We start from the raw sequence: 25,889 nt of genomic DNA, 5'->3' as shown, positions 1-25,889 counted from the left end.
TTGAGCGAAGCGATACCCATCGCAGGGTTTTACCAGCGCCCACCCCAGGCAAAAAGAGACCCGCGCAAGGCGGGTCTGAAATCGCCGCAGGAGAGAACGCGGCGAGCGTGGTTGGTCTTCCGGGCTCAGGCGCCGGCCAGCTCCGCGTTGCGCCGGGCCAGGCGGCGGCGCCAGGCGCGGTACAGCGGCAGCACGAGCATGAGCGCGACCAGGGTCCAGGTGCCGATGGCGATGGGGCTGGACCAGAGGATGCCCAGCTCGCCGTTGGAGATCGACAGCGCGCGGCGCAGGTTCTGTTCCATCAGCCCGCCGAGGATGAAGCCCAGCAGCAGCGGCGAGAGCGGGAAGTCGAGCTTGCGCAGGATGTAGCCGAGGATGCCGATGCCGACCATCAGGAACAGGTCGAAGGTGGTGGCATGCACGGCGTACACACCGATCGCGGTGATGATCGCGATGCCCGGCACCAGCGCCCAGTTCGGCACCGAGAGGATGCGGGTGAACACCCGTACCATCGGCACGTTGAGGATGATCAGCATCAGGTTGGCGATGAACAGCGAGGCGATCAGGCCCCAGACGATGGTCGGCTGCTCCTGGAACAGCAGCGGGCCGGGGGTGATGTTGTACAGGCTGAGCGCGCCGATCATCACCGCGGTGGTGCCCGAGCCGGGTACGCCGAGGGTCAGCATGGGCACCAGGGCGCCGCAGGCGGAAGCGCCGATGGCGGTTTCCGGGGCGGCCAGGCCGCGCATGTCGCCCTGGCCGAACTTGCCGCTGGTGCCGGCGTAGCGCTTCTCGGTCATGTAGGCCACGGCGCTGGCCAGGGTGGCGCCGGCGCCGGGCAGCACGCCCATGATGAAGCCGAGCAGGCCGCAGCGCAGGTTGACGACGAACACCGAGGCCGCCTCCTTGAGGTTGAACAGCATGCGCCCGCTGGCTTCCACGGCCTTGTGCCCGTGGTGGGTCTTCTCCAGCAGCAGGAGGATCTCGCTGACCGAGAACAGGCCCAGCACCAGCACCACGAACTGGATGCCGTCGGCCACGTGGATGCTCTCGAAGGTGAAGCGGTACACGCCGCTGTTGGCGTCGATGCCCACGCTGGACAGGAACAGCCCGAGCAGCGCCGCCAGCAGCGTCTTCAGCGGCCGGTCGCCGGCCAGGCCGCCGAGCGCGACTATGGCGAAGACCATCAGCACGAAGTATTCCGCCGGGCCGAAGGCGATCGCCCATTTCGCCAGCAGCGGGGCGAACAGCACCATGCCGCAGGTGGCGATGAAGGCGCCGATGAACGAGCTCCAGGCCGACAGCGACAGGGCCACGCCGGCCAGGCCGTTGCGCGCCATGGGGTAGCCGTCGAGGGTGGTCATCACGGTGGAGGCCTCGCCGGGGATGTTCAGCAGGATCGAGGAAATCCGCCCGCCGTATTCGCAGCCCAGGTACACCGCGGCCAGCAGGATCAGCGCCGACTCCGGCGGCAGGCCGAGGGCGAAGGCCACCGGGATCAGCAGGGCCACGCCGTTGATCGGGCCCAGGCCCGGGAGCAGGCCGACCACGGTGCCGATCAGCGTACCGATCAGCGCGGTGACGAGGTTGTAGGGGCTCAGGGCGACGCCGAAGCCCTGCCCGAGATAGCTCAGGGTATCCATGACGGTGTCCTCAGAAGGGCAGGAAGTCGAGCACGCCCCGCGGCAGCGGGACGTCCAGGGTGCGGTCGAAGAGCAGGTACAGGCCGATGCTCAGCAGCGTGCAGGTGAGCACGCTGACGGCCGGCTTGCCGCCGTAGAGCAGGGCGATGAAGCTGCCCACCAGGGCGCTGGCGAGGATGAAGCCCAGCGGCTCGAAGAGCCCGGCGTAGACCAGCAGCAGGCCGATGCACGCCACCACCTTGCGCAGCAGCGCGCCTTCCAGCGGCTGCTCGTCGTCGTGGCGCACCGGCGTGGGCCGCAGGATCAGCCAGGCCAGGCCGATCGCCATCAGCGCCAGGCACAGCAGCGGGTAGGCGCGCGGGCCCACCGGTTCGTAGGAGAAGGGCGCCTGGTAGTTCCAGGCCACGGCGGCCAGGCCGAGGCAGGCCAGCAGCCAGGCACCGGCGAACAGCCGCTGCGGCAGCGAGTGGGGGGCGTGCATGTCGGGAACCTCGCGGCTTACTGGATCAGGCCGAAGTCATGGGCCATCTGGCGGTAGCGGGCGACCTGCTGCTTGACGTAGCTGTCCAGCTCGGGCCCGGTCATGGCGAAGGGGAACAGCTCGCGCTGGTCGCGCAGCTTGGCGAAGTCCTCCGAGGCCAGCAGCTTGTCGAACGAGGCCTTCCAGAACTGGTAGTCCTCGTCGCTGACCTTGGGCCCGACGTAGAAGCCGCGCACCACCGGCCAGACGATGTCGAAACCCTGCTCCCTGGCGGTGGGGATGTCGGCCATGCCCTCGTCCTGCAGGCGCTCCTCGGAGAACACCGCGAGCAGGCGCATCTTGCCGGCGCGGATGTGCGGCATGGAGTCGGAGATGTCGGTGCTGCCCACCTGGATGTGCCCGCCGAGCAGCGCCGTGGCGATCTCGCCGCCGCCTTCCAGGGCGACGTAGCGCAGCCGCTTCGGATCGATGCCGGCGGCCTTGGCGATCAGCGCGGTCTGCATCCAGTCCTGGCTGCCGACGGTGCCGCCGGAGCCGATCACCACCTTGCCCGGGTCTGCCTTGAGCGCGGCCACCAGGTCGGCGAGGTTCTTGTAGGGCGAGTCGTCGCGCACGGCGATGGCGCCGTAGCTGGTGCCGATGGCCGCCAGCCACTTCACCGCGTTCTCGTCGTAGCGGCCGAACTTGCCCTGGGCCAGGTTCAGCAGCGAACCGCTGGAGAAGGCGGTGATGCTGTTGCCGTCGGCCGGGCGCTGGGCGACCACGGCGTTGTAGGCCACCGCGCCGACGCCGCCGGGCATGTAGGTGACGCGCATCGGGCTGGACAGCAGCTTCTCGTCCAGCAGGGCGCTCTGCGCCAGCTTGCAGGTCAGGTCGAAGCCGCCGCCGGGGGCGGCCGGGGCGATGCATTCCGGGCGCTTGGGCTCGGCGTGGGCGACGGCGGCGGTGAACAGAGCGCCGGCGGCGAGGAGCAGGGGGAGGGTGCGGAGCTTGGTCATTATCGGGGCCTCTTCTTGTTGTTGTTTACCAGATCGCCAGGGAATAGGTGAGGTAGACGCGGGTTTCGTCGGCGTTGCGGGCGAAGTTGGAACGGTAGGTGGCGTTGCGCAGGCGCACGCCGAAGTCCTTCAGCGGGCCGCTCTGCACCACGTACTTGAGGTCGGTGTTGCGTTCCCACTCGCGGCCTTCGCCGGTGCGCCCGTTGATCTCGGCGTTGTCGCCCTTGAGGTAGCGGTTCATCAGGGTCAGGCCGGGCAGGCCGAACACGGCGAAGTCGAAGTCGTGGCGCAGCTGCCAGGAGCGTTCCTTGGTCTCGGCGAAGTCGCCGACCTGGACGAAGTTCACCAGGTAGGGGTTGCTGCCGTCGATGTAGGGGAAGGCGCTGTCGCCGTCCATCTGCTGCCAGCCAACGCTGAACTTGTTGGCGCCGATGGCGTAGCCGAGCATGGCGTTGAAGGCGCGGTTGTCGATCCTGCCGCCGCGGGCGGCGCCGTCGTCGTCGCTGATCGCCAGGCGCCAGTCGGTGGTCAGCTTGCCGTCGCCCAGCTTGTGGCGGCTGAGCAGGCCGATGAAGTGCTGGCGGTACACCTCGTCCAGCTCGGCGTAGTGGTAGCGGCCGGTGAAGTGGTCGTCGAACTTGTAGTCGCCGCCGGCCAGGTCGTAGTGCTCGCCGGCGACGCTGCCGGTGAAGCGCTTGTTCTTGTTGTTCAGCGCCAGGTCCTGGGCGTCGGTGGAGTCGCGGTCGATGGCCTTTTCCAGGCGCCCGCCGGTGAAGGTCAGGCCGGGCAGGTCGCGGGACTCCAGCAGGCCGCCCTCGAATATCTGCGGGAACAGGCGGCTGTCGTTGGGCTGCAGGGTGGGCAGGTCGGGGATCAGGCTGCCGAGCTTGAGTTCGGTCTGCGAGACCTTGAACTTGGCGGTCAGCCCGAGCTTGCTGTACTCGTCCGCGGCGCGGCCGTCGTCGTGGGTGGGCAGCAGGCCGCTGCCGGTGCGGTCGGGGCTGGAGTCGAGCTTCAGGCCGAGCATGCCCAGGGCATCCAGGCCGACGCCGACGGTGCCGTCGGTGTAGCCGGACTGGAAGTCGAGGATGAAACCTTGCGCCCACTCCTCGCGCTTGGACTGGCCGGCGCCGTCGCGGAAGTCGCGGTTGAAGTAGATGTTCTGCGTCTGCAGCTTCAGGCTGCTGTCTTCGATGAAGCCGGAGGCGTCGGCTTCCCCGGCCAGGCCGCCAAGGGCCAGGGCCGCGCCGAAACCGGCGGGAAAAACACGGAACAGGACGGGATTGGCCCCACGGGCCGGGTGCTGGACAGTCAGCATCGGTGGACTCCATTTCTTGTTCTTGTGTGGATGGCGCCACGCCGCCAGCCGATTTGGGGACGATCTTCGTCGTCTGACGGGCGATCCTAGCGCCGCTGCCTTTCACCAGGCTTTCAGCCGTTCACAGGCGCCCGTGGGCGGGTAAACTGCGTGCACCTGTCCACATCCGAGCGAGGAATACCGCCGTGCGCATCCTTCTGGTCGAAGACCATCCGCAACTGGGCGACAGCGTGCAGCAGGCGCTCAAGGGCGCGGGCTGGACGGTGGACCTGCTGCGCGACGGGGTGGCCGCCGACCTGGCCCTGGCCAGCGAGGAATACGCCCTGGCCATTCTCGACGTCGGCCTGCCGCGCCTGGACGGCTTCGAGGTGCTGGCGCGCCTGCGCGGCCGCGGCAAGACCCTGCCGGTGCTGATGCTGACCGCCCGCGGCGAGGTCAAGGACCGCGTCCATGGCCTCAACCTCGGCGCCGACGATTACCTGGCCAAGCCCTTCGAACTGAGCGAGCTGGAAGCGCGGGTGAAGGCCCTGCTGCGGCGCAGCGTGCTCGGCGGCGAACAGCAGCAGCGCTGCGGCGAGCTGGTCTACGACCTGGGCGCGCGGCGCTTCACCCTGGCCGGCGAGGCGCTGACCCTGACCTCCCGCGAGCAGGCCGTGCTGGAAGCGCTGATCGCCCGCCCCGGACGGGTGCTGAGCAAGGAGCAACTGGCCGCCCAGGTGTTCGGCCTGGACCAGGACGCCAGCGCCGATGCCATCGAAATCTACGTGCACCGCCTGCGCAAGAAGCTGGAGGGCGACGCGGTGCGCATCGTCACCTTCCGCGGCCTGGGCTACCTGCTCGAGGCCGTGGATGCCTGAGGTGCTCCGGCGCCTGGCCCTGCCTGGTTCCGGCAGCCTGCGCTGGCGCCTGCTGTGGCGCCTGGGCGGATTGCTGCTGGTGCTGCTCCTGCTGGGCAGCCTGGCCACCTACCAGCGTGCCCGCCATGCCTCGGACATCGCCTACGACCGCACCCTGCTGGCCTCGGCGCGGGACATCGCCGACGGCCTTTACGACAGCGACGGCAGTTTGCGCGCCAACGTGCCCTACGTGGCCCTGGACAGCTTCGCCTACGACAGCGCCGGGCGCATCTTCTACCAGGTGATCGACACCCGCGGGCAGTCCATCTCCGGCTACGAGAACCTGCCGCCGCCGCCGCCTGGAACTCTGCGCACCGACGACTACCCGGCGCTGGCGCGCTTCTACGACAGCGAATACCAGGGCCAGGGCGTGCGCGTGGTCAGCCTGCTGCAGCCGGTCAGCCAGCCGACGGTCAACGGCATGGCCGAAATCCGCGTGGCCGAGACACTAGGCGCGCGCGAGCGCCTGGCCCGCGAGCTGCTCACCGACACCCTGCTCAACCTGGCGCTGTCGGCGTTGGCCGCGCTGGTCATGGTCTGGTACGCGGTGAGCGCCGGCCTGCGCCCGCTCGACCGCCTGCGCGCGGCGGTGGAGGAGCGCCAGGCGGACGACCTGCGGCCCCTGCCGCCGGTGGCGGTGCAGCGCGAACTGCGCCCGTTGGTGGCGGCGCTGAACCATTTCACCGTGCGCCTGCGCAGCCTGTTCGAGCGCCAGTCGCAGTTCATCGCCGAAGCCTCCCACGAACTGCGCACGCCGCTGGCGGCGCTCAAGGCGCGGCTGGAGCTGGGCCTGCGCGAGCAGGAGCCGCAACGCTGGCGCGAGACGCTGGAAGAAGCGGTGCAGTACACCGACCGCGTCACCGGGCTGGCCAACCAGCTGCTGTCCCTGGCGCGGGTGGAAAGCGGCGCCCGGGCCATCGCCGAGGGCGGCGGCGAGGCCATCGAGCTGGGCGCCCTGGCCCGCGAGCAGGGCATGGTGCTGGCGCCATTGGCCCACGCGCGCGGCGTGGCCCTGGCCCTGGAGGCCGAGCGGCCGGTGTGGATCAAGGGCGACCCGACGCTGCTCCACGAACTGCTCGACAACCTGGTGGGCAACGCCCTGGCCCATGCCGCCGGCAATGTAGTGATCCGCGTCGAGCCGCCGGCCGTGCTGGAGATCGAGGACGACGGCCCGGGCATCCCGGCGGAGGAGCGCGACAAGGTCTTCGGCCGCTTCTACCGCAAGCGCCAGGAGGGCACCGGGCTGGGGTTGGCGATCGTTGGGGAGATCTGCGCGGCGCACCGGGCGCGCATCGAGCTGGCCCATGGCGAGTTGGGTGGGTTGTTGGTGCGGGTGAGTTTTCTGGTGGAAGAGGCGAGGGGCGGCTAGGCGATTTTCGTAGGAGCGAGCTTGCTCGCGAAGGGTGTTCTACCGGAAAGGTTTGGTGTAGCTCCGAAGAGCGCCCTCTCCCCAGCCCTCTCCCTGAAGGGAGAGGGCTGGGGAGAGGGCGCGGAGTTAATCCAGACACCGAAGCCCGCCGGCAAGCGCTATTCGCGAGCAAGCTCGCTCCTACGAAGAGCCCTGCGCCAACGCCGGACCGGTGACCTACTGCAACATCCCCATCGCCGCCTCCATGGCGGCCGACAGGTCCTCGTCCTCGTTGAGGTTGGCCTGCGGGTCGATGCCCAGCTTGGCGAAGGACGGGATGCCGCTCCAGTCCAGCTCGGTGAAGGGATGCTGGCTGCCCAGGTAGCTCTGCAGGGTGGCGACCTGGACGATGTCCACGTAGTCGGCCTTGGCGGAGTCGCGGGTGAAGTCCAGGTAGTGGCCGGGCACTTCGGCGATGGGCGCGGGGAATTCCCAGGCCTTGAGGATGCGGTCGCCGATGATCGGGTGGATGCGCTCGATCACGTGGTTGAGGCTGATGGAGTCGGCCAGCAGTTCGCTGTTCTCCTCGGCGTAGGTGAGGATCGGCAGCACGCCGATCTGGTGCACCAGGCCGGCGAGGGTCGCCTGGTCGGGCATCAGCCGGGTGTAGTGGCGGCACAGCGCGTGGCAGATGCCGGCGACCTCGACGCTCTTGTTCCACACCTCGCGCATCTTGCGGTCGACCACGTCGGAGGTGGCCTGGAACATCTGCTCCATGGCCAGGCCCGTGGCCAGGTTGCTGGTGTAGTTGATGCCCAGGCGGCCGATGGCCATCTGCAGGTCGGTGATTTCCTTGTTGGTGCGCAGCAGCGGGCTGTTCACCACCTTGATGATGCGCGCGGTGAGCGCGGCGTCGTTGCCGATCACCCGGGCCAGGTCATGGATGCTGACGTCCGGGTCCTCCGCCGCCTCGCGGACCCGCAGCGCCACCTCGGGCAGGGTGGGCAGCACCAGTTCGTCGTTGTCGATGGCCCGCAGCAGTTCCTGTTGTACTTTTTCGGCAAGCTTGCTCATGGCGTTTCCTTGAGGGACGCCGGGCTCCCCACCCGGCAGGCGATTCGGTCAGCGCTGGATTTCGCGGTCGCTGTCGAGAACGTAGGGCAGCGTCAGCAGGCACAGGGCCGGGCCGTCCTCGGCCTGGCCGAGGCGCACGCGGCCGTCGGCCACGGCGTCGTCCTGCAGCACCGCCAGCAGCTCGATGCCTTCGGCGGCGCGGGCGGCCAGCACCACTTCGCCGACGCTGCTGCCGTGCACCGGCGAGAACAGCGCGGCGCCCGGCTCGGGCAGCTCGGCGGCGTCCAGCGCCAGGCGGTGCAGGCGGCGCTTGAGGCGGCCGAGGTACTGCATGCGCGCGACGATTTCCTGGCCGGTGTAGCAGCCTTTCTTGAAGCTCACGCCGCCGACCGCCTGCAGATTGATCATCTGCGGGATGAACAGCTCGCGGGTGGCGCCGAAGACCTGGCCGACGCCGGCGCGCACCTGGCCCAGCAGCCAGTCGTTGAGGGTGCCTTCGTCCAGGCCGGCGTCGAGCGCCTCGCGCACTTCGCCGGCGCGGGCCGCCGGCACCCAGAGTTCGGCGCGGCCATGGCCCAGGTTGATGGCCAGCAAATCACCGTTGCGCGCCACGCGGTCGGCTTCGGCGGGCAGTTCCAGGCCGAGGCCGGCGAGCACGGCGTCGCCGCCGCTCAGGCCGAAGCGGAGCCAGGCGGCGCTGTCGTCGCTCAGGCTGGCCTTGGAGAACACGGCGTACTTCTTCAGGTCGGCCAGTTGACCTTCCAGCAGCTCGGCGGCCAGCGCCAGCAGGTGGCCGTCGCCCTCGGCGACGATGCGGAAGCTGGAGGTCATGCGCCCCTTGGGCGTGCAGCGGCCGCCCAGGCTGGAAGTCGTGGCGTCGAGGTAATTGAGGTTGCAGGTCAGCTGGCCCTGCAGGAACTTGGCGGCGTCCACGCCACGGACGGCGAGGACTCCTTCGTGGGTCAGGGCGGTGTAGAACGCGGAATCGGCCATTGCGGGTCGCTGGAAGAAAGTTAGGCTTCTCATCATAGAGCCGGGGCCTGCGCTTGTCAGCGGGTGCCGCCGGGCGAGGGCATGCGTATAATGCCGCTCGCTTCACGGAATCCGGCAGGCGCCGCACCGTGGGGTTTCCGATGTAGCGCCGAGGACCCGCAGATGACCGACGAAACCGAACTGAAACGACTCTTCTGGCACAGCCGCCGCGGCATGCTGGAGCTGGACGTGCTGCTGGTGCCCTTCGTGGAGGAGGTCTACCCGGGCCTGGACGCCGAGAACCAGGCGCGCTTCCGCATGCTGCTGGAATGCGAGGACCAGGACATGTTCGGCTGGTTCATGCAGCGCGGCGAGCCGGAAGACGCCGACCTGCGCCACATCGTGCGCATGATCCTGGACCGTGTCCAACCGAAGTGAGCCCTTCGAGTGCCACTGGCGGCCGTCCGAGCGGCTGCTGGCGGCCTACCTGGCGAGCCTGGCGCTCGCCGTGGCGGCGCTGTATCTGGCCGCCATTCCCGCCTTCTGGCAGGCCGCCGGCCTGCTGCTCTGCCTGATCCATGCCCTGTGGGTGCTGCCGCGCCAGGTCCTGCTGCGCAGCCGCCACGCCTACCGCGCTCTGCGCCACGACGCCGATGGCTGGCAGCTGTGGAGCCCGGCCGACGGTTGGCAGGCGGTGCAACTACGCGCCGACAGCCTCGCGCTGCCGGCGCTGATCGTGCTGCGCTTCCGCCTGCCGGGCCAGCGCCTGAGCCGCGGCCTGTGCCTGCCGGCCGACAGCCTGGCGGCGCAGGCCCACCGCCGTCTGCGCGTAAGGCTGCGCTTCAGCCGGGGCCGCTGGGTGGCGCCGCAGTAGCTTCAGCGCGGCCTGTTCGCCAGTTCCGCGCCCTGACGTAGCGCTTCCAGCAGGCTGCGTTCGTCGGCGATGCCCTTGCCGGCGATGTCGAAGGCGGTCCCGTGGTCCACCGAGGTGCGCACCACATCCAGGCCGACCGTGACGTTCACCCCGGCTTCCAGCCCGAGGACCTTCACCGGGCCGTGGCCCTGGTCGTGGTACATGGCCACCACCAGGTCGAAGTCGCCGCGGCCGGCTCGGTAGAACAGGGTGTCGGCCGGCAGCGGGCCGGTGACGTCCAGGCCCCGCGCCTGCAGCAGGCTGACGGCGGGGATGATCTTCTCTTCCTCTTCGCCGTAGCCGAACAGGCCGTTTTCCCCGGCGTGCGGGTTGATGCCGCAGACGCCGATGCGCGGCTGCGGGATGCCGGAGCGCACCAGGGTCTCGTGGCCGCGCTCGATGGTGCGTTGCACCAGGCCGGGCTCGATGCGGCGTATGGCGTCGATGATGCCGATGTGGGTGGTGACGTGGATGACGCGCAGCTTGGGGGCCACCAGCATCATGGACACTTCGTCGACATTGGTCAGGTGGGCGAGCAGCTCGGTGTGGCCGGGAAACTTGTGGCCGCCGGCGTGCAGGGCCTCCTTGTTCAGCGGGGCGGTGCAGATGGCGTCGATCTTCCCGGCCTTGGCCAGGTCCACCGCGCGGGCGATGTACTGGTAGGCCGCATCACCCGCCACGGGGGAGAGCACGCCGAAGGGCAGGTCGTCGGGGATGAGCCCGAGGTCGATACAGTCGATCACGCCCGGCTCGAAGCGGGCGTCGTCGGCATCCTCGATGCGCCGTACCCGGGCCAGCCCGCCGAGCAGCCGGTCGGCCTTCTCCAGGCGCTGCGCATCGCCGATCACCAGGGGGCGGCAGAATCGGTGGAGCCCGGCGCTGGCCAGGCTCTTGACGATGATCTCCGGTCCGACGCCGGCCGCGTCGCCCATGGTGATGCCGATTACGGGAAGATAGTCGTTCATTGCTGGGACACTCTGAATTCAGGAGGGGGACTGTTGCGCGTCGCGCAGGTGGCGCCACGCGCGATAGAGGGCTTCGGGGCTGCCGAAGGCGCCGGCCTTGGTGACGATGCCGGGCCGGTGGCCGCCCGCCGGGGCCAGGGGATGGCTGAGGACGCTGCCGGCCTCGATCTCGCCGACCAGCTGCAGGCCGTCGATGCCGACCGCGCCGAGCATTGCCCGCGCGGTTTCGCCACCGGTGGCGACCAGGCCGCCGACCTGATGGAAATGCGGCTTGAGCAGGGCGGCGAGGTTGGCCGAAAGCAGGGCGCCTTCGGCGGGATCGGGGCGTTCGTCGCGGCCGATGCGCAGCAGCAGGTCGCGGCCTTGTTCGAGCAGCGCGCCCACCTGCGCTTGCCAGTCCGGCCAGTCGGCATGCTCGCAGCCCTGGCGCAGCACGGCCGGCGGCAGGCTGAGCTGGAGGATGTCGCTGCGCCGTTGCAGTTCCTCGCATTGCCGGTCGGCGACGGCGGAAAGGCTGCCGGCCAGCACTACGGTCGCCAGTTGCGATGGGGGAAGCCCGGCCTCGGCGGGGATTGCCTGCGAAGAGGAGGGCGCAGGCGTTTCGGTTATCTGCCTTGCCAGGCCCCCGGAGCCGACCCAGAACGCCCGGAGTTCCGGCTGCGCTGTTTCCCGGGCCAGCAGGCGCAGGTCCTCGGCCGTCTCGGCGTCGAAGATCAGGGCCTGGACGCCGCGCTCCATGGCCGACTGGATGATCCGGGCCACTTGCCCCGCCGACCGGCGCAGTTGTTCCAGAGCGCAGTGTTCGACGCGCAGCCCGGCGGCGCCGAGCATCCTGGCCATGTCGGCCGGCGCATCGGCATGTTCCAGGCGCCAGGTGTCGGTGCTTTCCAGCGGCGCGCCGTGCACCAGCACCTGACCGTCGCGCACCGTGCGGCCCATTTCCGGAAAGGCGGGGGCGACCAGCGCCAGGCCCGCCAGGGGATGCAGCGCGGCGACTTCCGCGGCCCAGTTGCCGCGCAGGGTCGAGTCGATCTTCTTGTACAGCCGCTGGCCCGGCCTGGCCAGGGCATGGAAGGCTGCGACGCTGCGCTGCGCGGCCTGTGTGGCGTCCAGGCGGCGGCTGTCGGTATCCACGGCGATGACCTCGACCTGCGCCTGCGTCGGCCGGGCGTCGAGCATCACCAGGCTTCGCCAGCCGCGGCTGGCGAAGCCCACGGCGCAGTCCGCCGCGCCGGACAGGTCGTCGGCGATGATCAGCATGTTCATCGGGGCGACTCCGGCGCCATCGAGGTGCGCTGCTCGGCGCTTTCGGCCCGCTGCCTGACGCGCTTGGCCAGGGTGGAGACCAGTACGGGCGTGAGGATGGCGGTGACCACCACGCAGGAGGCGACGAGCATGGTGGCGCTGGCGGCGGCCGGGGCGTAGACCGGGTTGGCGGCGGCGACCAGGGCCGGCACGGCCGCGGCATTGCCCGCCGTGGTGGCCGCCGCGGCGCCGGCGACGCCAGTGCCACCGGTCAGGCGGTCGGCGAAGTACAGCGGGATGCCGGTCAGCACCACCACCGCCACGCCCATCAGAAGGCCGAGCACGCCGGCCTGCCAGACCTTGTGCAGGTCCAGGCTGGCGCCCAGGGCGAGGGCGAAGAAGGGGATCAGCACCGGCACCGCCTTGCCGAGGAATTCGCGCATTTCACGGTCGAGGTTGCCGATGAGGATGCCCAGCAGCAGCGGCAGTATCGCCCCCAGCAAGGTCGGCCAGGGGAACGCCGAGAGCCCGGCGACGCCCAGGGTGAGCATGGTCAGGAAGGGGCCGGACTCCAAGGACATCACCGAATAGGCGCCGACGTCCTCGGGGCGGCCGTACTGGCCCATCAGCGCCATGTACAGGCCGCCGTTGGTGTCGTTCATCGCCGCCACCACGGCCAGTGTGGACAGGCCGGCGAAGAAGCCGGCCGAGATGGGTTGTTCCCCCAGGAACTGGCCGAGCAGGATGCCGAGGAGCATCGCCGTGCCGACCTTGGTCGCGAACAGCGCGCCGCCTTTCTTCAGCAGGTAGGGCGTGGTGCGGACGTTGATGCTCGCGCCCATGCAGACGTAGAACACCGCGAGTATGGGCAGCGCGCCGGTGAACAGGGCGTTGGTGAAGGAGCCGAAGAATTTCGGCGTGTCCGGCGCGAAGGTGGCCACCAGCGAACCGAGCAGCAGCGGGACGATCATCATGCCGCCGGGAATACGCTCGATCGTGCGCTTGATCGGGATCTGGATCATGGGCAGGTACCTGTTCGTTCTTGTTCGACTTGTTGTAGGGGGATTTGATCGAATCGCTCATGTATTTGATTGATTCGATCATCAGGATGCGATTTAAAGGACATGTTCTGCGCAAGTCAATCATGGTTTTGCGCATTTCGATCAAGAAGGGACGGCCGGCAGGCTGCGGAGGGAGGCGGCTGGAGGCTGGGCGGAGCGAGGGAAGGGGGCCCGCTTCAGCGGGCGGAGGAACTGGTCGGCGCCAGTTCGACGGTGGCCATGGGCAACTGGCGGAAGGGTTCGAGCGTCCTCTCGTCCGGCGTCGAGGTGATCAGGCGCCATTCCCGCTCCAGCGGCGTCCAGTGCTGCTGGCGCGCGCGGCCCAGCTTCTCGGCGTCGGCCAGTATGTACACCTCGGCCGCCCGCCTGATCACGCATTCCTTGAGGTAGGCCTGCTGGGCGCTGGCTTCGCAGAGGCCGAGCCCGGCGACGACGCCGTCGGCACCGAGGAAGGCGCGGTCGAAGCTCAGCCGGCTCAGCGACAGTTCCGCCAGCGGGCCGAAGGTGCTCATGCCGGTGCTGCGCAGGTCGCCGCCGATCAGGGTGATCCGCACGCCGGGGGCATTGGCCAGCGCGGTGAGCGCCAGCAGGTTGTTGGTGATGACGTGCACGTTCTGCAATGCGCGCAGATGCGCTGCCAGCGCCGCGCAGGTGGTGCCGCTGTCGAGGAAGATGCTGTCGCCCTCGCGGATGTGCGCGGCCGCGGCCCGGGCGATGGCCATCTTTTCCTCTCGATGGCTGGCGTTGCGCTGCTCCAGGCTGGCTTCCGGCTCGTGGGTGCCGATCAGCGCGGTGGCGCCGCCGTGGGTCCGCACCAGCCGCCGCTGTTGGGCCAGCAGGCTGAGGTCGCGGCGCACGGTGGCCTCCGAAACGCCCAGGGCGGCGCCCAGTTCTTCCACGCTGGTGTCGCGGTGGCGAACGAGGTCGAGGATGGCGCGCTGGCGGTCGGTCGGTTTCATGGCGGTCTCGCTTTGCTGTCGGGGCTGCCGGTTGGCCGTTGCGCAGGCCGCCCGCGGTGGCGGGCGGGGCGGGCTAGCGGGGGCTGAGGATGGTGTCGCGCGCCTCGGGCAGCAGCCCCGGGTAGTCCAGGGTGTAGTGCAGGCCGCGGCTTTCGTGGCGCTGCATGGCCGAGCGGATGATCAGGTCGGCGACCACGGCGAGGTTGCGCAATTCGATCAGGTCGCGGCTGACCTTGTAGTTGCTGTAGAACTCGTCGATCTCGCTGAGCAGCATCTGCACGCGGTGCTGGGCGCGCTGCAGGCGCTTGGTGGTGCGCACGATGCCGACGTAGTCCCACATGAAGCGCCGCAGTTCGTCCCAGTTGTGCGCGATGATCACGTCTTCGTCCGAGTCGGTGACCTGGCTTGCGTCCCAGCTCGGCAGGGCCGGGGTGGCCGGGGTGCTTTCCAGGCGCGCCTGGATGTCGGCGGCGGCGGAGCGGGCGTAGACGAAGCACTCCAGCAGCGAGTTGCTGGCCATGCGATTGGCCCCGTGCAGGCCGGTGAAGCTGGTTTCGCCGATGGCGTAGAGGTGCGGCACGTCGGTGTGGCCGTGCTCGTCCACCAGCACGCCGCCGCAGGTGTAGTGGGCGGCCGGCACCACCGGGATGGGCTCGCGGGTGATGTCGATGCCGAAGGTCAGGCAGCGTTCGTACACCGTGGGGAAGTGTTCCTTGATGAACTCGGCCGGCTTGTGGCTGATGTCCAGGTACACGCAGTCCACGCCCAGGCGCTTCATCTCGTGGTCGATGGCGCGCGCGACTATGTCCCGCGGGGCCAGTTCGGCGCGCGGGTCGAAGCGCTTCATGAAACGCTCGCCGTTGGGCAGGCGCAGGTAGGCGCCTTCGCCGCGCAGCGCCTCGGTGATGAGGAAGCTCTTGGCCTGCGGGTGGTACAGGCAGGTGGGGTGGAACTGGTTGAATTCCAGGTTGCCGACGCGGCAGCCGGCGCGCCAGGCCATGGCGATGCCGTCGCCGGAGTTGCCGTCCGGGTTGCTGGTATAGAGGTAGACCTTGCTGGCGCCGCCGCAGGCGAGCACGGTGAAGCGCGCGGAGAAGGTGTCCACCTCGCCGCTGTCGCGGTTCAGCACGTAGGCGCCGAGGCAGCGCTGGCCGGGCAGGCCGAGCTTGCGTTCGGTGATCAGGTCGACTGCCACGCGCTGCGCCAGCAGCTCGATGTTCGGGCGCTGCCGGGCCTGTTCCAGCAGGGTGTTGAAGATGGCCGCGCCGGTGGCGTCGGCGGCGTGGATGATGCGCCGGTGGCTGTGCCCGCCCTCGCGGGTGAGGTGGAATTCGAAGCCGCGGTCCTCGCGGCCCGCCTCGCTGTCGCGGGTGAAGGGCACGCCCTGGTCGATCAGCCACTGGATGGCCTCGCGGCTGTGCTCGACGGTGAAGCGCACGGCGTCTTCCCGGCACAGGCCTGCGCCGGCGTCCAGGGTGTCCTGCACGTGGGACTCGACGGTGTCGGTGTCGTCCAGCACCGCGGCGACCCCGCCCTGGGCCCAGAAGGTCGAGCCCTGGGACAGTTCCCCCTTGCTCAGCACGGCGATGCGCAGGTGCTGCGGCAATGTCAGGGCCAGGCTGAGGCCCGCGGCCCCGCTGCCGATCACAAGGACGTCGTGATGAAAGTGCTCGCTCATGCCCGGATTCCGATTGGTGGCGGCCTAGTATATAGAAGGGGGGATCGGCACAATAGCGGCCCTGTGCCTGCCGCCGTATTTCTGGCGCAAGCCCCGGCGTTCATGCGCCAGGGGCGGCAGGCGGAACTATTTCAGTCTTTCCGGTTCTAACGGTGAATGTCCGAAACCTTCTTGCGGCGGGGTTCCCGAAGAGCGAGAAGGCTGTGGTTGTTCGCCGATTGCAGTGGATTTTCAAAGGCTTGGACAATGGGTCCGGCCGGGTCGCGGTGAAGCGACAAAAAAACTGTGCGGCGTACGCTTGGAGGGGAGAACTTTTGCAAGACATCCGAGTCTATCTTGGCAGAGCGATTCTGCTGGGTGCTCGCAGCTCCTCCGGGCTTGTTGAGGAGCATGCATGCTAACCCAGGAACAGGATCAGCAACTGGTTGAACGGGTACAGCGCGGAGACAAACGGGCTTTCGATCTGCTGGTGCTGAAGTACCAGCACAAGATCCTCGGGTTGATCGTGCGGTTCGTGCACGACGCCCAGGAAGCCCAGGACGTTGCGCAGGAGGCTTTCATCAAGGCGTATCGCGCCTTGGGCAACTTCCGCGGTGACAGTGCCTTTTATACCTGGTTGTACCGGATCGCCATCAATACCGCGAAGAACCACCTGGTGGCGCGCGGTCGGCGGCCTCCGGACAGCGATGTGACAGCCGAGGATGCGGAGTTCTTCGATGGCGACCACGCCCTGAAGGACATCGAATCACCGGAACGGGCAATGTTGCGGGACGAGATCGAGGAAACGGTCCATCGCACCATCCAGCAACTGCCAGAGGACCTGCGCACGGCATTGACCCTGCGCGAATTCGAGGGATTGAGCTACGAGGATATCGCCACCGTGATGCAATGCCCGGTGGGTACGGTCCGCTCACGGATCTTCCGTGCGCGGGAAGCGATAGACAAAGCCTTGCAGCCGTTGCTGCATGATGAACAGCCCTGAATACGGCGGAACAGCCAAGAGAGGTACGCCATGAGTCGTGAAGCCCTGCAGGAGTCGCTGTCCGCGCTGATGGATAACGAAGCGGACGAACTCGAACTGCGCCGGGTACTCGCAGCCTGCGGTGAAGACGCGGAAATGCGTGCCACCTGGTCGCGCTATCAACTGGCCCGGTCGGTGATGCACCGCGAGCCGGTGCTGCCCAAGCTGGATATCGCCGCGGCGGTATCGGCTGCGCTGGCCGAGGAGGCCGCCCCGGCCCAGCCGCGGCGCAATCCGTGGCGCAACGTCGGGCGCGTGGCGGTTGCCGCGTCGGTGACACTGGCCGTGCTGGCGGGTGTTCGTCTATACCATCAGAATGATAGCGTTGCTCCGAGCCTGGCCCAGCAAGGCGCCACGCCGCAGATCACTCTGCCGCAGGTGCAGGGCCCGGCGGTACTGGCCGGCTACAACCAGGACGAGGACGCACCGCAGGTCATCACTGGTGGCTCGGGCAGCCCCACCACCTGGCACGAACAGCGTCTTCCGGGATATCTCCGCCAGCATGCCCAGCAGTCGGCGGTGAACGGTGCCGACAGCGCCCTGCCTTACGCGCGAGCCGCCAGCCTGGAAAGTCGCTGAAACCCCTTTAAGGAGCGTCATGCGCGCCACCTTCCTGTTGTTCTTCCTGGGCGGTCTGCTGGCAATGCCGGTACAGGCCGCCGATGTTCAGGCGTGGGTCAAGCGGCTGACCGAGGGCCAGCAGCGACAAAGCTTCCAGGGCACCTTCGTCTACGAGCGCAACGGCATCTTCTCCACCCATGAGGTCTGGCGTCTGGTCGAGCCCGACGGCTCGGTGCGCGAGCACTGGCTGCAACTGGACGGCCCGCGCCAGGAAGTGGTCAAGCGCGATGGCGTGACCCAGTGCATCGCCGGCGGCATGGCCGGGCAACTGGGTGCCGGGCAGCTGTGGCCGGTGCGCAAGCTGGCCTCGGACGACCTGGCTTCCTGGTACGACATCCGCGTGGTCGGCCAGTCCCGCATCGCCGGGCGCGCGGCCACGGTGATCGGGCTGATCCCCCGCGACCAGTACCGCTACGGCTTCGAGCTACACCTGGACCAGGAAACCGGCTTGCCGCTGAAATCGCTGCTGCTCAACGACAAGGGCCAGGCGCTCGAACGCCTGCAGTTCACCCAGTTCAGCACCGCGGCGCCGGACGACAGCGGCCTGCAGCCTTCCGAGGCCTGCCAGGCGGTCCCCGCGGGCAAGCCGGACGCCTCGGTCGCCAGCAGCTGGCGCTCGGAATGGGTGCCACCGGGTTTCACCCTGAACAACACCTATGAGCGCCGCAGTCCGGTGTCGGACGATCGCGTCGTCAGCATGGACTATGGCGATGGCCTGGCGCGTTTCTCGATCTTCATCGAGCCGCTGCACGGCGCCAGGATCGACGACGCGCGCACCCAGCTGGGGCCGACCTCGGTGGTGTCCAAACGCCTCAATACCGAAGATGGCGGCATGATGGTCACCGTTGTCGGCGAGATTCCCACCGGGACCGCCGAACGCATCGCCATGTCGGTGCGGCCGCAGGCGCCCGCCCAGGGAGCTGCCGCGCAGTGATCGAAGAGCGGGGGCGGGTGATCGGCGTCGAAACCGCAGCGGTGCGGGTCCAGACGCTGCGCCAGAGCACCTGCTCAGCCTGCAGCGCCAAGGCCGGATGCGGCCAGGGGTTGTTGCAGCAATTGGGCTCCTCTGCGGGGCGCGGCGAAGTCCGCGCCCTTTCTGCTTTCCCGCTCGGGGTGGGTGACGAGGTGGTGCTCGGCATACGCGAGGACCTCTTGTTGAAATGCGCCCTGATGTTCTATCTATTCCCCCTGCTCGGCCTGTTCGCCGCTACGCTGCTCGCGTGGTGCGCCGGCCTCGCCGAGCCCTGGTTGATCCTGGCCGGCCTCGCGGGTTTCCTCGTGACCTGGCTGTGGGTACGGCGCCATGCCCGGCGCCATTCGGATGACCCGGCGTTGCAGCCGGTTGTGCTGCGTACGCTGGTCACAGGGGCCGAGGGCCCCGCCTAAGTCCACTTCCCTTTGAATACGGGAGCAGTAGTCCATGCAAACCCTGAAACGCAGTATGGCCGCGATGGTCGCCCTGCTGGCCTTGAGCCTGTCTGTGGTCGCCCGCGCCGAATTGCCGGATTTCACCCCGCTGGTGGAGAAGGCTTCGCCGGCCGTAGTGAACATCAGTACCACCCAGAAGGTGCCGGACCAGGTCGCCAGCGGGCAGATGCCCGACCTGGAAGGCCTGCCGCCGATGTTCCGCGACTTCATCGAGCGCAGCATGCCGCGTGGCCAACGCCCGCCGCGTGGGGCGCAGCGCGAGGCGCAATCCCTGGGTTCGGGGTTCATCATTTCCGATGATGGCTACGTCCTGACCAACAACCACGTGGTCGCCGACGCCGACGAGATCGTCGTGCGCCTGTCCGACCGCAGCGAGCACAAGGCCAAGCTGATCGGCGCGGACCCGCGCAGCGACGTGGCCCTGCTGAAGATCGACGCCAAGGGCCTGCCGACCCTCAAGCTGGGCGATTCCGACAAGCTCAAGGTCGGTGAGTGGGTGCTGGCCATCGGCTCGCCGTTCGGCTTCGACCACTCGGTGACCGCCGGTATCGTCAGCGCCAAGGGCCGCAGCCTGCCGAACGAGAACTACGTGCCCTTCATCCAGACCGACGTGGCCATCAACCCGGGCAACTCCGGCGGCCCGCTGCTGAACCTGCAGGGCGAGGTGGTCGGCATCAACTCGCAGATCTTCACCCGCTCCGGCGGTTTCATGGGCCTGTCCTTCGCCATCCCGATCGACGTCGCCATGAACGTGGCCGACCAACTGAAGAAAGGCGGCAAGGTCAGCCGCGGCTGGCTGGGCGTGGTGATCCAGGAGGTCAGCAAGGACCTCGCCGAATCCCTCGGCCTGGACAAGCCGGCCGGCGCCCTGGTGGCCCAGCTGGTGCAGGACGGCCCGGCGGCCAAGGGCGGCCTGCAGGTCGGCGACGTGATCCTCAGTCTGAACGGCCAGACCATCAACGAGTCGGCTGACCTGCCGCACCTGGTCGGCGGCATGAAGCCGGGCGACAAGGCGGCCCTGGACGTGTTCCGCGATGGCTCGCGCAAGACCCTGAACATGACCATCGGCAACCTGCCGGACGAGGACGACGAAGTCGCCGCCGTCGAAGGGCAGGGCGCCGAGCGCAGCAGCAACCGCATGGGCGTGACCGTCGCCGACCTCACCGCCGAACAGCGCAAGTCGCTGGACATCAAGGGCGGCGTGGTGATCAAGGACGTCCAGGACGGCCCGGCAGCGATGATCGGCCTGCGTCCGGGCGACGTCATCACCCACCTGAACAACCGCACGGTGGATTCCGCCAAGGCCTTCTCCGACATCGCCAAGGCGCTGCCGAAGGGCAAGTCGGTGTCCATGCGCGTTCTGCGCCAGGGGCGTGCCAGCTTCATTACCTTCAAGCTGGGGGAATGACTGGCGGGTAGGTAGGCCGGAAAAGGGTCGTGCCACCGGGGCATCCGGTGTGGCCGATGAATCCAATCGCGGACGGAGTCCGCTCCTACGACGTGCTTCCCTGAACCGTAGGAGCAACTGTCTGCGTCGAGGTGCTTTTCGTAGGATGGGTTGAGCTTGCGAAACCCATGCGGTTGCGCTGATGGGTATCGCTTCGCTCAACGCCATCCTACGAAAAGCCGTGCTTCCTGGAAGCGTAGGAGCGGGCTCTGTCCGCGATTCGGCGGATAACGCCGCACGCAGAAACCTCCGGGCGCACCGGAATACCTCTGAAGGCCAAATGAAAAACGCCGTTTCCCCCTCAGGAAACGGCGTTTTTTTAAGTGCGTTCAGCGCAGCTCAGCGGAACGCCCAGCGCACCCCCAACCAGGCGGTACGCGGCGCCCCCGGAGCAACGAAGGTCTCACCCACGGAATTGCTCCGCCTGCCATTGACTGCGCCATTGCCGGCAGCACCATCGGTACGCATCACGCCATTGTCGTCGAACGGATTGGCGCCAAGCATGCCGGCCGTGGCGTACTCACGGTCGAACAGGTTGTTGACTTGGGCGAAGACGCGCCAGGCCGGAGTGAGCTGGTAGGCGCCGTTGAGGTTGAACACGGTATAGCCGCCGATCTCGCCGCCACCCTGGTACAGGCCGCCACTCTGGTGGTCGTTGTTCTCGTTGCCGCGCACGTAGGAGCTGGAGACGCTGATGGCATCGGCGCCGATGCTCAGGCGCTCGGTCACCGCATAGTCGGCCGACAGCTTGAGGATGTTGCGCGGGATCAGCGGAATGCGGTCGCCGGACTTCACGCTGATGTTGCCGTCCTCCGCGCTGCTGTTGGCCTCGCCCAGGAAGGTTTCGCCCGAGCGATAGGTGGCGTCGATGAAGGTGTAGTTGGCGGCCAGCGCCCAGTCGCCCCAATTCCCGGAGATGCCGGTTTCGATGCCGCGCCGGCGGGTTTCGCCGAAGTTCGCGAAGTAGCCGCTGCCGCTGGTGCTGGAGGACACGAACATGATGTCGTTGCTGTTGCGCGCGCTGAACAGCCCGGCGTTCCACTGCACGTTGTTTCCGATCAGGCCGCGCAGGCCGGCTTCCCAGGTGCGCGTCACCACCTGTTCCAGCGGCGGATCGCCAGCCATGGAGTTGGGCAGGCGGCAGGGCGACTCGGGGTTGGCGCAGCCCAGCTCGATGGTGGTCGGGGCCCGGCTGCCTTCGCTGTAGCCGACGTAGGTGGTCAGGCTGGGCGTTGGACGGAAGGTCAGGCCGATGGCCGGGTTGAAGCGGTTGAAGCTGTGCTTGCCGCTGAGCGAGGCGTTCTCGTCGACGGTATCGCCCAGGGCGTCGCCGTCGAGTTCGTAGTGGGACAGTTGGTCGTGGTTACGCACCGAGATGTCGTTGTAGCGCCCGGACAGCGTGAGATCGAGCGTCGGGGCCAGGCTCAGGGTGTCGCTGCCGTAGAGGCTCCAGGTGCGGGTGTTGCCCTTCAGGCGTGCGGCGCGGTCGTCCAGTTCGCCGTCCAGGTTGAAGGCGTTGCCGGCTTCGGCGTAGACGCCCGTGCCGACGATGCCGCGGTCGGCGGTGAGCGCGCCGTATTCGGCCGACTGCCGGAAGCGTACCTGGCTGTAGTCGAAGCCGCCGCCCAGGGACAGCAGGTTTTCCTTGCCGAACAGGCGGTTGCGCAGCGAGAACTGCTCGAACAGGCCGATGTTGCTCTGGGTGGTGCGGGTGCGGTTGATCATTCCGGTGCATTTTTCGCCGGGTTCGCCGCCCGGCTCGAACTGCGCGACGCAGGCCGCCAGGTTCGCCGCGGTGGTGTAGCTGCCGGCCGTCGGCAGGATGTTCTGCCCGGCTTCGCCGATGCCCTCGGGCAGGGACTCGTCGTTGATGTCGCCGTTGAAGGTGTCAGTCTTGATGTGGCGGTAGTAGAGGTTGCCGGAAGCGCTCAGGTCGTCGCTGTAGTCGTGGTTCCACTGCAGGTTGAGGAAGTTGGCGGTGTTCTGCGTGTTGTCCGGGTAGGTGTACACGCTGTCGCGGTCGCGGCGTAGGAAGCTCTCGGGGACCATGCCGTTACCGTTGAGGTCGCTGTCGGCGAAGCTGTAGGTCAGCTTCAGGTCGGTGGCTTCGCCCTGCCAGCCGAGCTTGCCGAACAGCTGCTGCGCGTCGGAGTCGGAGTGGTCGCGCCAGCCGTCTTCCTCGAAGTGGGTGCCGGCGAAGAACCAGTCCCATTGCCCCTCGCTGCCGCCGTACTCGGCCTCGCCGATCCTGCGCCCGTAGGAGCCCAGGGTGGCCTGGACGGCGCCGCCGGGGTTGTCGCGGCCGTTCTTTGTCTGCACCGAAAGCGCGCCGCCCAGGGTGTTGAGGCCGAACAGCGGGTTGCTGCCGGGCATCAGTTGCGCGCCGGCGATGGCGTTGTCGGGGATCAGGTCCCAGCTGACGACGTCGCCGAACGGCTGGTTCATGCGCACGCCATCGAGGTACAGCGACAGCCCCTGAGGCGTGCCGAGCAGCGGCGAGGCGGTGAAGCCGCGGTAGTTGATGTCCGGTTGCAGCGGGTTGTTCTGGATCTCGTTGACGTAGACCCCGGCGCTGCGCCGCTTGAGGTAGTCGGCCAGGTCGAGCGCCTGGCTTTTCTGCATGTCCTCGCCGCTGAAGGTCTGCACCGGCGCGGCGATCTGGTCGCGGGAGACGCCCAGCGAGGGCAGCGGCAGGCTGCTGATCACCTCGCTCTGCCCGAGCGACAGGGGCTGCTCGCCGTCCGCGGCCCGGGCGGGCAGGGCGAGGCCGGCGGCATGGGCCACGAGCAGGGCGAGGGCGCTCGGGCCGAAGGGGTGGCGTCTGGGCATGGCAGTGCTTCCTGGTTCTTGTTGGCGTTATGGGGCGGCGCGGCCGAATCGCTCCGCCGCGCCTGGGCCAGGCGCGCAATCGCTCGGTGGGGAGGGCGGCCCTGGTCGGCGTGCGGCTGCACGGAGGACACTAGGGCCGTGGACGGGGTGGGAAAATCCTACGTTGGATGCGGGCGCATCGTACGAACGTACTGGATGGCGGCCGCTGGGCGTCGGCAGCGCTGCGGCGCAGGGTGACGCCTGGCTGCGGATTCAGGTAAACTCCCCGGCTATTTTTCGGCGGATCGCCGCCTTCAGCCTTCCGAGTGTGTCAAGCCGTGAGTGACCTGAGTCATATCCGCAATTTCTCCATCATCGCCCACATCGACCATGGCAAGTCGACCCTGGCCGACCGCTTCATCCAGATGTGCGGTGGTCTGTCCGACCGCGAGATGGAAGCGCAGGTCCTCGACTCCATGGACCTGGAGCGCGAGCGGGGCATCACCATCAAGGCCCACAGCGTCACCCTGCACTACAAGGCGAAGGACGGTAAGACCTATCAGCTGAACTTCATCGACACCCCCGGCCACGTCGACTTCACCTACGAAGTCAGCCGCTCCCTGGCCGCCTGCGAAGGCGCGCTGCTGGTGGTGGATGCCGGCCAGGGCGTCGAGGCGCAGTCGGTGGCCAACTGCTACACCGCCATCGAGCAGGGCCTGGAAGTCATGCCCGTGCTGAACAAGATGGACCTGCCGCAGGCCGACCCGGACCGGGTGAAGGACGAGATCGAGAGCATCATCGGCATCGACGCCACCGACGCCGTGGCCTGCTCGGCGAAGAGCGGCATGGGCGTGGACGAGGTGCTCGAGCGCCTGGTGCAGACCATCCCGGCGCCCGAGGGCGAGATCGAGGCGCCGCTGCAGGCGCTGATCATCGACTCCTGGTTCGACAACTACCTGGGCGTGGTCTCGCTGGTGCGCGTCAAGCACGGCCGCGTCAAGAAGGGCGACAAGATCCTGGTGAAGTCCACCGGCAAGCTGCACCAGGTGGACAGCGTCGGCGTGTTCTCGCCGAAGCACACCGAGACGCCGGACCTCAAGGCCGGCGAAGTGGGCTTCATCATCGCCGGCATCAAGGACATCCACGGCGCGCCCGTGGGTGACACCCTGACCCTCAGCACCACCCCCGACGTGGCCGTGCTGCCCGGCTTCAAGCGTATCAAGCCGCAGGTCTACGCCGGCCTGTTCCCGGTCAGCTCCGACGACTTCGAGGACTTCCGCGAAGCCCTGCAGAAGCTGACGCTGAACGACGCCGCCCTGCAGTACGAGCCGGAAAGCTCCGAGGCCCTGGGCTTCGGCTTCCGCATCGGCTTCCTCGGCATGTTGCACATGGAGATCATCCAGGAGCGCCTGGAGCGCGAATACGACCTGGACCTGATCACCACGGCGCCCACCGTAATCTTCGAGATCGTGCAGAAGAACGGCGACATCCTCTATGTCGACAACCCGTCCAAGCTGCCCGACCTTTCGTCCATCGACGAGATGCGCGAGCCCATCTGCCGGGCCACCATCCTTGTGCCTCAGGAGCACCTGGGCAACGTCATCACCCTGTGCATCGAGAAACGCGGTGTGCAGCGTGACATGCACTTCCTCAGCGGCCAGGTCCAGGTGATCTACGACCTGCCGATGAACGAAGTGGTGCTGGACTTCTTCGACCGTCTGAAGTCGACCAGCCGCGGCTACGCCTCGCTGGACTATAGCTTCGACCGCTTCGAGCCGGCCAACCTGGTCCGTCTCGACGTGCTGATCAACGGCGAGAAGGTGGACGCCCTCGCCCTGATCGTCCACCGCGACAACGCTCCCTACAAGGGGCGCCAACTGGTGGAGAAGATGAAGGAACTGATCCCGCGTCAGATGTTCGACGTCGCGATTCAGGCGGCCATCGGCGGGCAGATCATCGCCCGTTCGACGGTCAAGGCGCTCAGGAAGAACGTGCTGGCCAAGTGCTACGGTGGTGACGTGAGCCGTAAGCGCAAGCTGCTGGAGAAGCAGAAGGCCGGTAAGAAAAGGATGAAGCAGGTCGGTAGCGTGGAGATTCCCCAGGAAGCCTTCCTCGCCGTGCTCAAAGTGGACAGTTAGATTCTATGACGCTGAATTTCCCGCTGTTGCTGGTGATCGCCGTCGCCTTGTGCGGCGCCCTGGCCCTGGTCGACCTGGTGCTCTTCGCACCGCGCCGCCGGGCCGCCATTTCCGCCTACCAGGGCTCGGTCACCGAGCCCGATCCGGAAGTGCTGGACAAGCTGAACAAGGAACCCGTGCTGATCGAGTACGGCAAGTCCTTCTTCCCGGTGCTGTTCATCGTGCTGGTGCTGCGATCCTTCCTGGTCGAGCCGTTCCAGATCCCCTCCGGCTCGATGAAGCCCACCCTCGAGGTCGGCGACTTCATCCTGGTCAACAAGTTCGCCTACGGCATCCGCCTGCCGGTGCTGGACGCCAAGGTGATCCCGGTCGGCGACCCGCAGCGCGGCGACGTCATGGTGTTCCGCTACCCCAGCGACCCGAACATCAACTACATCAAGCGCGTGGTCGGCGTGCCGGGTGACCGCGTGCGCTACACCAGCGACAAGCGCCTGTACGTCAACGACCAGCTGGTGGCCGAGCAACTGATCGGCGAGGAGCCGGGCAGCCTGGGCAGCGTGACCCTCTACCAGGAGAAGCTGGGCGAGGCCGAGCACCTGATCCGCAAGGAAATGACGCGCTACCGCGTGGAGCCCGGCAAGGAGTGGACGGTACCCGCCGAGCACTACTTCATGATGGGCGACAACCGCGACAACTCCAACGACAGCCGCTACTGGAACGATCCGAAGATTCCGAAGGAGCTGCTGGGCATGGTTCCGGACCGCAACATCGTCGGCAAGGCCTTCGCCGTGTGGATGAGCTGGCCGGACCCGAAACTGCGCAACCTGCCGAACTTCTCGCGGGTCGGCGTGATTCACTGAATGTGAGATGCGTCG

The 25,889-nt window shown here is 67.9% G+C and carries 23 protein-coding genes; 11 read left to right on the top strand and 12 right to left on the bottom strand.

The annotated features are described in order from the left end of the window. Nucleotides 1-125: 125 nt before the first annotated feature. Genes M8R19_RS08715 through M8R19_RS08700 form a run of 4 tightly spaced genes read right to left on the bottom strand, consistent with a single transcriptional unit; the run spans nt 126 to nt 4,440 of the window. The gene (locus tag M8R19_RS08715; protein WP_074978883.1) at nt 126-1,643 is read right to left on the bottom strand and encodes a tripartite tricarboxylate transporter permease; all 1,518 of its coding nucleotides are present in this window, start codon (nt 1,641-1,643) and stop codon (nt 126-128) included. A 10-nt stretch (nt 1,644-1,653) separates the two neighbouring features. After that, nucleotides 1,654-2,124, bottom strand: coding sequence for a tripartite tricarboxylate transporter TctB family protein (locus M8R19_RS08710; RefSeq protein ID WP_009616391.1), 471 nt, complete (start codon nt 2,122-2,124; stop codon nt 1,654-1,656). A gap of 17 nt (nt 2,125-2,141) precedes the next feature. Continuing rightward, nucleotides 2,142-3,125 (bottom strand): Bug family tripartite tricarboxylate transporter substrate binding protein, encoded by a 984-nt coding sequence (locus tag M8R19_RS08705; RefSeq protein ID WP_281688225.1) that lies wholly within the window; start codon nt 3,123-3,125, stop codon nt 2,142-2,144. A 22-nt stretch (nt 3,126-3,147) separates the two neighbouring features. Continuing rightward, nucleotides 3,148-4,440, bottom strand: coding sequence for an OprD family porin (locus M8R19_RS08700; protein WP_249917584.1), 1,293 nt, complete (start codon nt 4,438-4,440; stop codon nt 3,148-3,150). A 185-nt stretch (nt 4,441-4,625) separates the two neighbouring features. Between M8R19_RS08700 and tctD the strand changes: the two genes are divergently transcribed. Together tctD and tctE are read left to right on the top strand one after the other, a co-directional pair. Further along, nucleotides 4,626-5,297, top strand: a complete 672-nt coding sequence (gene tctD / locus M8R19_RS08695; RefSeq protein ID WP_074978874.1) for a two-component system response regulator TctD — start codon at nt 4,626-4,628, stop codon at nt 5,295-5,297. A 19-nt stretch (nt 5,298-5,316) separates the two neighbouring features. After that, complete coding sequence (gene tctE / locus M8R19_RS08690; RefSeq protein WP_116423181.1) at nt 5,317-6,705, top strand: two-component system sensor histidine kinase TctE; 1,389 nt, start codon at nt 5,317-5,319, stop codon at nt 6,703-6,705. Nucleotides 6,706-6,921: 216 nt separating this feature from the next. Here tctE and M8R19_RS08685 read toward each other — a convergent pair whose 3' ends face one another. Then, nucleotides 6,922-7,758, bottom strand: a complete 837-nt coding sequence (locus tag M8R19_RS08685) for an HDOD domain-containing protein (RefSeq protein ID WP_074978867.1) — start codon at nt 7,756-7,758, stop codon at nt 6,922-6,924. Nucleotides 7,759-7,806: 48 nt separating this feature from the next. After that, a complete protein-coding gene (gene ygfZ, locus M8R19_RS08680) occupies nt 7,807-8,751 on the bottom strand; it encodes a CAF17-like 4Fe-4S cluster assembly/insertion protein YgfZ (RefSeq protein ID WP_249917583.1) in 945 nt (314 codons plus the stop codon). Between the two features lie 162 nt (nt 8,752-8,913). On the opposite strand from ygfZ, the gene M8R19_RS08675 reads away from it, so the two are divergent. Continuing rightward, entirely contained in the window at nt 8,914-9,168 is a 255-nt protein-coding gene (locus tag M8R19_RS08675; RefSeq protein WP_249917582.1) for an FAD assembly factor SdhE, read from the top strand. Beyond that, a complete protein-coding gene (locus M8R19_RS08670; RefSeq protein ID WP_043314936.1) occupies nt 9,152-9,604 on the top strand; it encodes a protein YgfX in 453 nt (150 codons plus the stop codon). Before M8R19_RS08675 ends, M8R19_RS08670 begins: the two co-directional genes overlap by 17 nt. 2 nt (nt 9,605-9,606) lie before the next feature. Here the strand turns inward: M8R19_RS08670 and pdxA are convergent, their stop codons facing one another. The 5 genes from pdxA to nadB all read right to left on the bottom strand — a co-directional run bounded on the left by pdxA (nt 9,607) and on the right by nadB (nt 15,551). Beyond that, nucleotides 9,607-10,608 (bottom strand): 4-hydroxythreonine-4-phosphate dehydrogenase PdxA, encoded by a 1,002-nt coding sequence (pdxA, locus tag M8R19_RS08665; RefSeq protein WP_074978851.1) that lies wholly within the window; start codon nt 10,606-10,608, stop codon nt 9,607-9,609. Nucleotides 10,609-10,626: 18 nt separating this feature from the next. Next, nucleotides 10,627-11,874, bottom strand: coding sequence for a four-carbon acid sugar kinase family protein (locus tag M8R19_RS08660; protein ID WP_249917581.1), 1,248 nt, complete (start codon nt 11,872-11,874; stop codon nt 10,627-10,629). After that, the gene (locus M8R19_RS08655) at nt 11,871-12,875 is read right to left on the bottom strand and encodes a 2-keto-3-deoxygluconate permease (protein WP_249917580.1); all 1,005 of its coding nucleotides are present in this window, start codon (nt 12,873-12,875) and stop codon (nt 11,871-11,873) included. Before M8R19_RS08655 ends, M8R19_RS08660 begins: the two co-directional genes overlap by 4 nt. A 215-nt stretch (nt 12,876-13,090) precedes the next feature. Further along, entirely contained in the window at nt 13,091-13,873 is a 783-nt protein-coding gene (locus tag M8R19_RS08650; RefSeq protein ID WP_249917579.1) for a DeoR/GlpR family DNA-binding transcription regulator, read from the bottom strand. A gap of 73 nt (nt 13,874-13,946) precedes the next feature. Next, nucleotides 13,947-15,551 (bottom strand): L-aspartate oxidase, encoded by a 1,605-nt coding sequence (gene nadB / locus M8R19_RS08645; RefSeq protein WP_249917578.1) that lies wholly within the window; start codon nt 15,549-15,551, stop codon nt 13,947-13,949. Nucleotides 15,552-15,945: 394 nt separating this feature from the next. On the opposite strand from nadB, the gene rpoE reads away from it, so the two are divergent. The 5 genes from rpoE to M8R19_RS08620 are packed head-to-tail and all read left to right on the top strand — an operon-like array spanning nt 15,946 to nt 20,029. Beyond that, nucleotides 15,946-16,533, top strand: coding sequence for an RNA polymerase sigma factor RpoE/AlgU (gene rpoE / locus M8R19_RS08640; RefSeq protein ID WP_009616435.1), 588 nt, complete (start codon nt 15,946-15,948; stop codon nt 16,531-16,533). A 30-nt stretch (nt 16,534-16,563) separates the two neighbouring features. After that, entirely contained in the window at nt 16,564-17,151 is a 588-nt protein-coding gene (locus M8R19_RS08635; protein ID WP_074978839.1) for a sigma-E factor negative regulatory protein, read from the top strand. Between the two features lie 19 nt (nt 17,152-17,170). Continuing rightward, nucleotides 17,171-18,127, top strand: coding sequence for a MucB/RseB C-terminal domain-containing protein (locus M8R19_RS08630; protein ID WP_249917577.1), 957 nt, complete (start codon nt 17,171-17,173; stop codon nt 18,125-18,127). After that, nucleotides 18,124-18,579 (top strand): SoxR reducing system RseC family protein, encoded by a 456-nt coding sequence (locus M8R19_RS08625; protein WP_249917576.1) that lies wholly within the window; start codon nt 18,124-18,126, stop codon nt 18,577-18,579. Before M8R19_RS08630 ends, M8R19_RS08625 begins: the two co-directional genes overlap by 4 nt. A gap of 34 nt (nt 18,580-18,613) precedes the next feature. Beyond that, a complete protein-coding gene (locus M8R19_RS08620; RefSeq protein ID WP_074978833.1) occupies nt 18,614-20,029 on the top strand; it encodes a DegQ family serine endoprotease in 1,416 nt (471 codons plus the stop codon). Between the two features lie 378 nt (nt 20,030-20,407). Here M8R19_RS08620 and M8R19_RS08615 read toward each other — a convergent pair whose 3' ends face one another. Then, entirely contained in the window at nt 20,408-22,897 is a 2,490-nt protein-coding gene (locus M8R19_RS08615; protein WP_249917575.1) for a TonB-dependent receptor, read from the bottom strand. Between the two features lie 317 nt (nt 22,898-23,214). On the opposite strand from M8R19_RS08615, the gene lepA reads away from it, so the two are divergent. Beyond that, on the top strand, nt 23,215-25,014 hold the full coding sequence (lepA, locus tag M8R19_RS08610) for a translation elongation factor 4 (RefSeq protein WP_074978829.1): 1,800 nt from the start codon (nt 23,215-23,217) through the stop codon (nt 25,012-25,014). A 5-nt stretch (nt 25,015-25,019) separates the two neighbouring features. Further along, nucleotides 25,020-25,874, top strand: a complete 855-nt coding sequence (gene lepB, locus M8R19_RS08605) for a signal peptidase I (protein ID WP_074978827.1) — start codon at nt 25,020-25,022, stop codon at nt 25,872-25,874. The last annotated feature ends 15 nt before the right edge of the window (nt 25,875-25,889 follow it).

The sequence above is a fragment of the Pseudomonas sp. R3.Fl genome (assembly GCF_023516765.1).
Lineage (GTDB): Bacteria > Pseudomonadota > Gammaproteobacteria > Pseudomonadales > Pseudomonadaceae > Pseudomonas > Pseudomonas citronellolis.
Note: the sequence above shows the minus strand (reverse complement) of the source record. Positions and strands in the feature narration are given on the sequence as shown.

Excerpts from the sequence above, each read along its gene's own strand:
- M8R19_RS08715 (WP_074978883.1), bottom strand. The coding sequence starts at position 1,643 with ATGGATACCCTGAGCTATCTCGGGCAGGGCTTCGGCGTCGCCCTGAGC.
- M8R19_RS08710 (WP_009616391.1), bottom strand. The coding sequence starts at position 2,124 with ATGCACGCCCCCCACTCGCTGCCGCAGCGGCTGTTCGCCGGTGCCTGG.
- M8R19_RS08700 (WP_249917584.1), bottom strand. The coding sequence starts at position 4,440 with ATGCTGACTGTCCAGCACCCGGCCCGTGGGGCCAATCCCGTCCTGTTC.
- M8R19_RS08685 (WP_074978867.1), bottom strand. The coding sequence starts at position 7,758 with ATGAGCAAGCTTGCCGAAAAAGTACAACAGGAACTGCTGCGGGCCATC.
- ygfZ (WP_249917583.1), bottom strand. The coding sequence starts at position 8,751 with ATGGCCGATTCCGCGTTCTACACCGCCCTGACCCACGAAGGAGTCCTC.
- M8R19_RS08675 (WP_249917582.1), top strand. The coding sequence starts at position 8,914 with ATGACCGACGAAACCGAACTGAAACGACTCTTCTGGCACAGCCGCCGC.
- pdxA (WP_074978851.1), bottom strand. The coding sequence starts at position 10,608 with ATGAACGACTATCTTCCCGTAATCGGCATCACCATGGGCGACGCGGCC.
- M8R19_RS08660 (WP_249917581.1), bottom strand. The coding sequence starts at position 11,874 with ATGAACATGCTGATCATCGCCGACGACCTGTCCGGCGCGGCGGACTGC.
- M8R19_RS08655 (WP_249917580.1), bottom strand. The coding sequence starts at position 12,875 with ATGATCCAGATCCCGATCAAGCGCACGATCGAGCGTATTCCCGGCGGC.
- M8R19_RS08650 (WP_249917579.1), bottom strand. The coding sequence starts at position 13,873 with ATGAAACCGACCGACCGCCAGCGCGCCATCCTCGACCTCGTTCGCCAC.
- nadB (WP_249917578.1), bottom strand. The coding sequence starts at position 15,551 with ATGAGCGAGCACTTTCATCACGACGTCCTTGTGATCGGCAGCGGGGCC.
- rpoE (WP_009616435.1), top strand. The coding sequence starts at position 15,946 with ATGCTAACCCAGGAACAGGATCAGCAACTGGTTGAACGGGTACAGCGC.
- M8R19_RS08635 (WP_074978839.1), top strand. The coding sequence starts at position 16,564 with ATGAGTCGTGAAGCCCTGCAGGAGTCGCTGTCCGCGCTGATGGATAAC.
- M8R19_RS08630 (WP_249917577.1), top strand. The coding sequence starts at position 17,171 with ATGCGCGCCACCTTCCTGTTGTTCTTCCTGGGCGGTCTGCTGGCAATG.
- M8R19_RS08620 (WP_074978833.1), top strand. The coding sequence starts at position 18,614 with ATGCAAACCCTGAAACGCAGTATGGCCGCGATGGTCGCCCTGCTGGCC.
- M8R19_RS08615 (WP_249917575.1), bottom strand. The coding sequence starts at position 22,897 with ATGCCCAGACGCCACCCCTTCGGCCCGAGCGCCCTCGCCCTGCTCGTG.
- lepB (WP_074978827.1), top strand. The coding sequence starts at position 25,020 with ATGACGCTGAATTTCCCGCTGTTGCTGGTGATCGCCGTCGCCTTGTGC.